This window comes from Acinetobacter sp. ESBL14 (genome assembly GCF_036668815.1).
In the GTDB taxonomy this organism is placed as follows: Bacteria; Pseudomonadota; Gammaproteobacteria; order Pseudomonadales; family Moraxellaceae; genus Acinetobacter; species Acinetobacter gyllenbergii.
Genome location: NZ_JAZEVS010000001.1, coordinates 1,222,483 through 1,231,706 on the forward strand (window position 1 = coordinate 1,222,483; position 9,224 = coordinate 1,231,706).

10 protein-coding genes are annotated in these 9,224 nt (G+C 39.9%); 1 reads left to right on the top strand and 9 read right to left on the bottom strand.

Annotated elements, in window-relative coordinates:
• Window position 1 precedes the first annotated feature (1 nt).
• The 3 genes from V6E90_RS06005 to V6E90_RS21840 are packed head-to-tail and all read right to left on the bottom strand — an operon-like array spanning window position 2 to window position 2,210.
• Entirely contained in the window at window positions 2-1,663 is a 1,662-nt protein-coding gene (locus tag V6E90_RS06005) for a PepSY-associated TM helix domain-containing protein (RefSeq protein WP_332604801.1), read from the bottom strand.
• A gap of 1 nt (window position 1,664) precedes the next feature.
• Entirely contained in the window at window positions 1,665-1,952 is a 288-nt protein-coding gene (locus V6E90_RS06010; protein WP_016539941.1) for a hypothetical protein, read from the bottom strand.
• Window positions 1,953-2,210, bottom strand: a complete 258-nt coding sequence (locus V6E90_RS21840) for a hypothetical protein (protein WP_081401618.1) — start codon at window positions 2,208-2,210, stop codon at window positions 1,953-1,955.
• A gap of 170 nt (window positions 2,211-2,380) precedes the next feature.
• Between V6E90_RS21840 and V6E90_RS06015 the strand changes: the two genes are divergently transcribed.
• Window positions 2,381-4,654, top strand: a complete 2,274-nt coding sequence (locus V6E90_RS06015; protein WP_332604802.1) for a TonB-dependent siderophore receptor — start codon at window positions 2,381-2,383, stop codon at window positions 4,652-4,654.
• A 57-nt stretch (window positions 4,655-4,711) separates the two neighbouring features.
• Here the strand turns inward: V6E90_RS06015 and V6E90_RS06020 are convergent, their stop codons facing one another.
• From V6E90_RS06020 to V6E90_RS06045, 6 genes are all read right to left on the bottom strand, one after another.
• On the bottom strand, window positions 4,712-5,008 hold the full coding sequence (locus V6E90_RS06020; RefSeq protein WP_004653763.1) for a cyd operon YbgE family protein: 297 nt from the start codon (window positions 5,006-5,008) through the stop codon (window positions 4,712-4,714).
• 4 nt (window positions 5,009-5,012) lie between these two features.
• Window positions 5,013-5,114: a cytochrome bd-I oxidase subunit CydX gene (cydX, locus tag V6E90_RS06025; RefSeq protein ID WP_004653762.1), complete on the bottom strand. Its 102-nt coding sequence runs from the start codon at window positions 5,112-5,114 to the stop codon at window positions 5,013-5,015.
• Between the two features lie 14 nt (window positions 5,115-5,128).
• Window positions 5,129-6,274: a cytochrome d ubiquinol oxidase subunit II gene (gene cydB / locus V6E90_RS06030; protein WP_005212610.1), complete on the bottom strand. Its 1,146-nt coding sequence runs from the start codon at window positions 6,272-6,274 to the stop codon at window positions 5,129-5,131.
• Complete coding sequence (locus V6E90_RS06035) at window positions 6,271-7,848, bottom strand: cytochrome ubiquinol oxidase subunit I (RefSeq protein WP_171552692.1); 1,578 nt, start codon at window positions 7,846-7,848, stop codon at window positions 6,271-6,273. Before V6E90_RS06035 ends, cydB begins: the two co-directional genes overlap by 4 nt.
• Entirely contained in the window at window positions 7,848-8,039 is a 192-nt protein-coding gene (cydP, locus tag V6E90_RS06040) for a cytochrome oxidase putative small subunit CydP (protein ID WP_004653758.1), read from the bottom strand. Before cydP ends, V6E90_RS06035 begins: the two co-directional genes overlap by 1 nt.
• Before the next feature lie 555 nt (window positions 8,040-8,594).
• Entirely contained in the window at window positions 8,595-9,206 is a 612-nt protein-coding gene (locus V6E90_RS06045; RefSeq protein WP_171257927.1) for an OB-fold-containig protein, read from the bottom strand.
• Between the last annotated feature and the right edge of the window lie 18 nt (window positions 9,207-9,224).

Genomic DNA, 9,224 nt, shown 5'->3' on the forward strand with positions numbered 1-9,224 from the left:
GTTATACTTGGTTTTCAGTAAGAGATGGTGCGTGGCCAACTTTTTGCGTAGACCAAATTGAACCAACTGGTGCAGCTTGAGCACGGTCTCTGGCTTGTTGATAAAAACGTATAAATACCAAAGCAAATACCAAAGCAGTGATATCAATCCAAATCAAACGGCCTGTTGAATACCAAAGCCCTTGAATTGGGAATAAATAGGCAAGTACAGACGTCGCAGGAATGAGCAATAAAACCACAGCAATTGCGAAGAACAACTGAGTTAAAGCTTTTGCTGCGCCAATAATGAAGCTGTATGTAATACACGCAATAAATACAAAATAGTAGCTATACATAAATACATGGTTATGACTTTGTAATTGCAATGGAATGACATAAGCCCATCGACCAATCAACATACTGGTAAATATCGCCAGCATACAACCTAGACAAGCGCCGATGGTCAGGTTAGCAATAAACATCACGTCCTTGCGTTGTTGCGGTACTGGTAAGTTCGGATTCTTTTGCTTACGCAAGCGCGTTTCAATCCACAGAATATTGCCTGAATAAAATAGATATGCGCCACCTAAGCCGAAGATCAAATAAATCCAGCGAATTGGCTCACCACCATAATTACCAAAGTGTAAGGCAAACATTGAACGGATCAGAGACGCGGCTGAACTTTCTTCAGTGGATAGGGTTTTGGTTGGGTACGGTGTGTTTTGATACGGATTGAATGACATATAGTCGAAGGTATCACCACGAAGCATACGATCAGGATGATATAAAGCGACAAAGGCAGATGCACGTTCAGGATGATCTAGTTGGTTAAAACGAATGCCATCAATCCGATAATCAGGTGCTGCTTTTTGAATGTTGAGAAAAACCTTTTCCACATCTAGCTGCGGGTTTGGCTCAACAATTTTAACCGCTGGTGCACGTTCAAATAGTGGCTTATCTTTCGATACCAGTTGGGTCAATGCGCCATAGAAAATATCATGAAAAGCAAAAACCACCACACTTACACTAATAATGATATGAAAGGGTAAGCTGGTAATGCCAATGACATTATGTGTATCTAACCAAAACCTTTTTTTATTTTTACCTTTGCGTACGGCAAAATAATCGTTGATCAGGGTGGGTAATAACACAATTAAACCCGACATAATGGCGAGGAAGTATAGAACTGCCACAACCCCCATCACCATTACACCTGCGGTATGGTGTCCCATCATACCGGGGATACCTGCTGTTTCATGCAGTTGTTCAATTAGCCAACCGAGTTTTGACACATTTTCTTGTTTGGCAATCAGTTGTCCATTTTGATCCAGAGTTGCCATCATGCTTGTTTGGGTAATATCAATGCCATGATGATCATCTGCTTCCTCATGCGCTGCTTCCCATTGTATTGGGGCATTATGTGCTTCTAAAGAACTAAAGCTGAGCGTAAAAGCTTTTTGTGTTTCTGGGAATCTCGCTTGAACCTGTTCAACCAATTGGTTGTATTGGCTGAGTTCAATCCTTTCTAATTTCTGCTGAGGAGGGGCTGCCCATTGGCTGAGGTGATGCTGAAACATGGTTAAACCACCAGCAAAAAAACAGATAAATAATAAAATACCTGCACTGATGCCCACCCATGTATGTAGGTTTTTGCCAGTTTTAATGATGTCTGCGCGAATTTTCATTTTAGCCCCTGATCCAAAATAACAAGGCATAAGCGAGAATATTGGCAATGCTATAAATTAAAAAACTTTGCCAACCTTTAGGTATGAAATAAGCAATAAAGAACACGCAGAGCCAAATCCATGGAATGGACCACATACCTAATTGTGGAGCGATTGAAGTGTCTGCATTGGATTTACTGAGTAGCAGAATGATTGCTCCCATCGCCATCGAGAAGCTGAGGCCGAGAACAGCGCCAACAAATGTTTTGGTCCACCAGTCTGGTTGGAGTTTTTGCTTAAGCATGTTCATTTAAGCAGACCTTTTCATGAGCATAATGAAGGGTGCAAATGACCAAACGAGGGTGGCGATTGCAAGCCAGATCAAAATAGCAACCAAAAGCGGTAAACAATAAATCAAGATGCTTAACCCGAATATGAAGCTTACCAACGCCATGTAAAAAAATGGTCGAGGCAGTTGCTTGTTGAGGAAAATTTGATTGGGATGGCTGAGATAAACACTCATACAAGCGAGTAGTGAAACCATGATCCCTAAGAATTTTAAAGTCATGTTGAGAGTCTGTTAACATTAATGATAATAATTATTATTTAAATTCAATAAAAATTAAAGCATATATTCAAAAACTTAATTGATTTAGGTAGAACATGATGATTTAAATGCTATTGATAATTGTTATCATTTGTGTATTATGTAAAAAAATATTTCATCTCGGGGGAGTAATGAAGCACCATAATTTATATACAGCGATGATGTTAAGTCTGATTGGCACATCAACAACGATGGCTTGGGCAGAAGATCAGTCAGAAAACTCAAAAAAATCGGATGTTTTACCGATTATTCATCTTAAAGCTGATCAAGATATACCAACCTATACCGTAAAAAAATCTAAGGCAGCTACAAAATTAGATTTGTCTTTAAAAGAAACGCCACAGTCAGTGAGTGTGATCACTGAACAACAAATGAAAGATCAGAATTTAACAAGTGTATCTGGGGTGCTTGATCAGATCCCTGGTATTTATCGTCAAAGTTATGGAGCGACGTCTGCTTGGGGAACGGGTGGTGAATATACTTCGTATTATTCGCGTGGCTCTAAAATTATTAACTTTCAGATTGATGGATTGTTGTCGAGTCCTGCGATAGAAGGTCGTAGCAACACGGCATTGAGTAATATTGATACCGCTATTTTTGAGAATATTACCGTTGTAAAAGGTGCAACAGGCTTATTAAATGGCAGCGGTTTGCCAAGTGCCAGTGTCAATTTTAACCGCAAACATGCCACACCCAATGCACAATCAACGGCTAAGATGAGCTATGGCTCATGGAATACGTGGCGTAGTGAAATTGATGCCTCTCAAGCATTGAATGAATCAGGAAGTATTCGTGGTCGTGTCGTTGCAGCACATCAACAAGGTGATAGCTGGCAGAAATGGGGAGATGCTGCCTCAACCATCTTATACGGTGTAGTCGATGCCGATTTAAGTGATAAAACAGTTTTAAGTATTGGTACATCGTTAAGTCGTAATGAAAGTGATGGGCAAAGTATCCATGCGTACGCAAATTTCGATGCGAAAAATATTCTTTCTCCAATGGGGCGTAAAGACAATTCAGCTCCACGATGGGCTTATACCCATACTGATAGTCTCAATGCATTTGCTCAGTTGCAACATGAGTTTGAAAACCGTTGGAAGTTGAATGCGAATTATAATTTTGCAACAACTGATACAGAAAGCATTTATGGGGTAATTGGGTCAAACACATCAGGCGTTTATAAGATGCAAGATGGGAAGCGTGTACAAGTCATCGGTGCTGATGGCAAACCTGTTTATTATACTGATTATGAAAAAAATACATCAACTGTGACAGCGGGTTATCAACATACTAAGCCTGTTGAACATTCTGTTGATTTAGGTGTGACTGGGCCATATCAACTTTTTGGCCGTGAACATGAATTGATGCTCGGTGCAAACTTTCAGGATGTAGACCAAAATGATCCTTATTACAACCGAGTAATGGGTGAAACTGGGGCAATTAATATCAAAAGCTGGAATGGTTATACCACACAGCCCGCTGGTCTATATACTGCGGCAACTGCAGGAAATTCTGTACTGCAATTTAGACAATATGGCGGCTATTTGGCAACTCGCTTAAATCTTCTTGACCATTTGAAAGTCATCTTAGGTGGGCGTGCTTCGAGCATTGATTATTATGCCGAGTCTGGTAATAAAAATAATGGAACAAAAATTAAAATTGATGATCAATTTACGCCTTATGCAGGGATCGTTTTTGATGTCACACCTGAATGGGCAGTTTATGCTAGCTATACCAGTATTTTCTCGCCACAAGCGAATAAAGATTATCAAATGAAATTGCTGGATCCTAAAGAAGGTGATAGCTATGAGCTAGGGGTTAAAGGCGAGCTTTTGGCAGGTCGTGTGAACACCAGTTTGGCTTTATTCCAATCGAATATGGATAATGTCGCTGTGGAAGCTGGTAAATATGCGACCAGTGAAGAAGTACCAGGGGCGGTTGCTGGAACATCTTATTACCGTTCTGCAAAAGGTGCGAAGACTAAAGGCTTTGAGGCTGCGATTTCAGGAGAAGTGCTGCCTAATCTGAATCTGAATGGTGGATATACTTATTCAGAGACCAAAGAAAAAGGCGATCGTATCAATACCGATATTCCAAAAGATCAGTTTAAGCTCTTTGCTACTTATAAGCTTTCTGGTGATTTGGAGAAACTGAGTGTTGGAGCTGGTGTGACATGGCAGAGTAAAATTTATAGTAGCTATGACATGGATGGTTTTGCCCGTGATACTAATGGTCAAAAAGCTTTTACATTGGTTGATGCAATGGCGAAGTATGAGATTAGTCCAGCATTAACAGTGGGTTTAAATCTCAATAATATTACGGATAAAACCTATCGTTTAAATACATCGAATCAAACATATGGCGCACCACGTAGTGTAACGGGATCTGTATCCTTTAAGTTTTAATGGTTATATATAAAAGAGGAAGCAAAACAGCTTCCTCTTTTTTAGTTTCATCAGAAATTAATTTCCAATCCAAATAAAATAGCCCAATACCATTAAAGGCCAAGCGATATAAGGACTAAACAACCATTTCCATAACCAAAATCTTGGTATAAATCCGACCCCATGCACGAAACCACCAGAAATTCCAATCATCACCAGCATTAGCAAGCTATGATTATAATGTCCGTTGGCATCCAACATTAGTGATGGATGTACCAGTAAAATAGTAGCAAGCGGCAATGCCAACAAAAACGAAATGGTCATTGCAAGTACTTGCGCTTTACTATTCTTCGGTGTTGTCATTGCTTCAGCCATTCTATTATTCCTCATCTAAATCTTGATGATGTTCGATATAAAGTGCACTGAGTACACCTGCGAAACATGCCATCAAAACACCTAGAATCCATGCAAAATACCACATGTCATATCTCCTAATTAATACAAACTATGTGAATTTTCTTCGATATGTTTGTTGGTGATGACCCCCCACATTTTGTAATACGACCAAGAGGTATAGATCAAAATGAGCGGAACGAAGATACATGCAGCAACGGTCATTACACCAAGGGTTTTATGACTAGAAACCGCATCCCACATGGTCAAGCTTGAAGTTGGATCAATGCTTGATGGTAATAAGAATGGGAACAGGGCAAAACCAGCAGTAAGAATTGCGCCGACAATCATTAAACTTGTACCTGTAAAACTCACCGCTGCTTTATGCTTTGCTGCGCTGACAATTACCAATAACGCACCTAAGATTGCAGCGATTGGCGCAGCCATAGTGATTGGATAGGTTGCATAGTTGTTTAACCAACCATGATTGGCATTGGTCACCACATCTTTCGCAAGCGGATTCAGAGCAGCATTGGTATTGACCGCAGTTGCATAGCTATAACCAGAGATATTGCCAAATAATAACCATGCACCCGCAGCCAAGAAGCACACAAGGAATACGATTGCCATGATTTGTGTTGCTTTGGCAGAACGGTTATGCAAATTGCCATCGGTACGTAGCATCAGCCAAGCGCCACCATGTGCACATAACATGGATAGACTGACGATACCGCAAATTAGTGCAAATGGGTTTAAGAGTGCAAAGAAGCTACCTGTATATTGTGAACGTAAGGTGTCATCTAAGCTAAAAGGTACACCGAGGAACAAGTTCCCAAAGGCTACGCCAAACACCAGCGCAGGAACAGCGCCACCGATACATAAGCCCCAATCCCAAGAGGTACGCCATTGGGTATTCTCTAACTTAGAGCGATAGTCGAAACCGACAGGTCGCAGGAATAGGGCAAATAGAACCAGCAGTAAGGCCCAGTACATGCCAGAGAAGGCAACGGCATAGACCATTGGCCAAGCAGCAAAAAGTGCACCACCGGCTGTAATAAACCAGACTTGGTTACCGTCCCAATGTGGTGCAATCGTGTTGATTGCAGCACGGCGTTCAGAGTCAGTTTTACCTACAAATGGCATCAGTGCCATTGAGCCCATATCGAAACCATCGGTAAGTGCAAAGCCAATCAGTAGTACACCGACCAATACCCACCAGATGATTTTTAGCAGTTCATATTCGATCATGATTGAGCCTCCCCAGTTTTTGCATCTAGTTTTTCAAAATGGTATTTACCAGTGTGCAAAGAACTTGGACCTAAACGAGCAAATTTGATCATTAAGTACATTTCAATAATGAGTAGTACTGTATAGAATGCTGCAAGCGCAATAATCGAGCCCCACACATCGCCAGTACTTACACTTGAAGCAGACAGATGTGTTGGTAGAATTTCACCGATTGACCACGGTTGACGACCACCTTCAGCCACATACCAACCTGTTTGAGCTGCAATCCATGGGAGCGGGAGAGCAAACAAAGCAAATTTGAGTAACCAAGGTTTATCTTCGGCATTACGTTTTGCTACAGCCCAAGTCGCGAATAGGAATAACAACAGCATGAGGAAGCCAGAAGCAACCATTGCACGGAAAGAGAAGAACAGTGCAGCAACGTTTGGAATCGTATCTTTAGTTGCAGCTTGGATATGCGCTTCAGTGGCATCAACTACATTTGGAGAATATTTTTTCAATAACAGACCATAACCCAAGTCTTTTTGATTTTTCTCAAATGACGCCAACAATTCTGGAGAGCGGTCACCAGCACGAAGTTTCTCTAACTCGCTGTAGGCCACCATACCGTTACGGATACGGACTTCATGTTCTTTCATCAAGTCACGTAAACCAGTGACTTCTTTATCTGTAGAACGTGTTGCAATAATCCCCATCACATAAGGAATTTTAATCGCATAATCAGTACGCATTTCTTGCTGATTTGGCAGACCAAATAGAGTAAATGCAGCAGGTGCAGGTTCGGTATGCCATTCTGCTTCGATTGCAGCAAGTTTGGTTTTTTGAACATCGCCTAACTCGTAGCCTGATTCATCACCAAGTAGAATGACAGATAACGTGGATGCTAAACCGAAGATTGCAGCGATGGCGAAAGAGCGACGCGCAAAAGGTAAGTCACGTTTTTTTAATAAATAGTAACTTGAGATAGCAAGGACAAAGATCGCACCTGTGACATAACCCGCAGAAACCGTATGTACAAATTTAACTTGAGCCACAGGGTTAAAGATCAGCGCACCAAAGTCTACCAACTCCATACGCATGGTTTCGTAGTTAAATGCAGCACCGACGGGGTTTTGCATCCAACCATTGGCAATCAAAATCCACAAGGCCGACATATTCGAGCCAATCGCCACTAACCAAGTTACACCTAAGTGTTGGACTTTAGATAGGCGATCCCAACCAAAGAAGAACAAACCAATAAAGGTTGATTCAAGGAAGAAAGCCATTAAGCCTTCAATTGCAAGCGGTGCCCCGAAAATATCGCCTACATAGTGAGAATAATACGCCCAGTTGGTACCAAACTGGAATTCCATAGTCAGACCAGTAGTTACCCCTAAGGCAAAGTTAATCCCGAAGAGTTTGCCCCAGAACTTGGTCATGTCTTTATAAATTTCTTTACCTGAAATCACATACGTGGTTTCCATAATGGCAAGAATAAAAGCCAGACCTAAAGTTAGAGGGACGAAAAGAAAGTGATACATTGCGGTCATTGCAAATTGGAACCGCGAAAGATCGACCACGCTTTCAGAAATCATCAACGTGTCTCCTGAGTTTTGGACATGTCACCAGCAATACGCTCGGCAACTTCATTGTTAAAATCTTTTGGGATCGTTGGCGCATCAAACCAGATGTGTTTAATCACCAAGAGAAGTGCAACTTTAATAATAAGAATAATCGTGATTTCTCTGATGAGTCGCCGATTTGGATCTTGAGAACTCGTGTTCATAGAACCTAGCCTCATATTTAAAGAAGATGTAAAACATTATTAAATAAAATTCATTGAAAATAAACCTTTAGGTTTTTTAAATAATTTAAAATAAAATAATTGTTTTAAATCAGTATTTTATTTAATTTTTGTTAAATGATTTAAAATATTTGTTTTAACCAACTAAAATAATATGAATTAATTTAAAAATCTGATTAAAACAGTTGTATTTATATTTTTAAATCCGATTAAAAAGATCTGGTTTATATTGAATTAAATAAAAATTAAACCAACTAAAATAGTATGTTTATAAAATCAATAATATATACAGTGACTTATCGTTTTAAATACAACATTAAATACTTCTCGTAATCAAGTCTTTATAAAACCGAGTGTATAGGTGGGGATTATTCTAAAAAATGTGATAGCGATCACTGTTGTATTTTTTGTGCCAGTGAGATCATGAAAACAACAAGAAGGGAAGAGCTAAATTTAAAACTTTTGCGCTATATATTTGTAACAAAGTGTAAATTGTTGGGATTTTATACAGAAAGGCGTTTTTTGGAGGATGAAAACTTAGTCTGGTGTAAACAGATTATTGGAAAGTGAGATTTTTTTGGCGAGATAATGTGAGTTCGATTTTTGACTAATCAACAACACTTGTGATTGTAATTCGAGTTCGCCGTATTCAGGTTCGACCTGTACATAATACAACTGACCAAATTCATCACGGACACGTGCTTGGGCAGAAAAGCCAGGACGTGCATTGCCCGTTGAAATCGTGGCTAAACGTCCGACTAAATTGGTATGGGTATGGATCACCTTCGGTTTGATGACTTGGTCCAAGCAATGAATCATAAATACAGTAAAGAAAATATCAATGACTAAAGCAGGAACAAATAAATAATAAGGTGAAATGAAATAGTGTTGTAAAGCAAAGAAGGAGAGTTCTAGGAAATAACCTGCAAAACTAAAATTGATCAGTAAAAAAACAAAGATCAGATATTTGGAAAATTTCACATCGAGTAGGGGCGAATTCAGTAACCAATCCGGGGTGAGCTTTTGAACCAATTGACTCGGTCGTAAGCCAATTACAATCCCGATGGTTTCTGCAATGCTGAGCACAATTAAAGCCACAACGCTCATATGAAATGGCATTAGGTAGTAATTGAGGAAAAACTCAGTCATCGCAGCATTCATGATTTA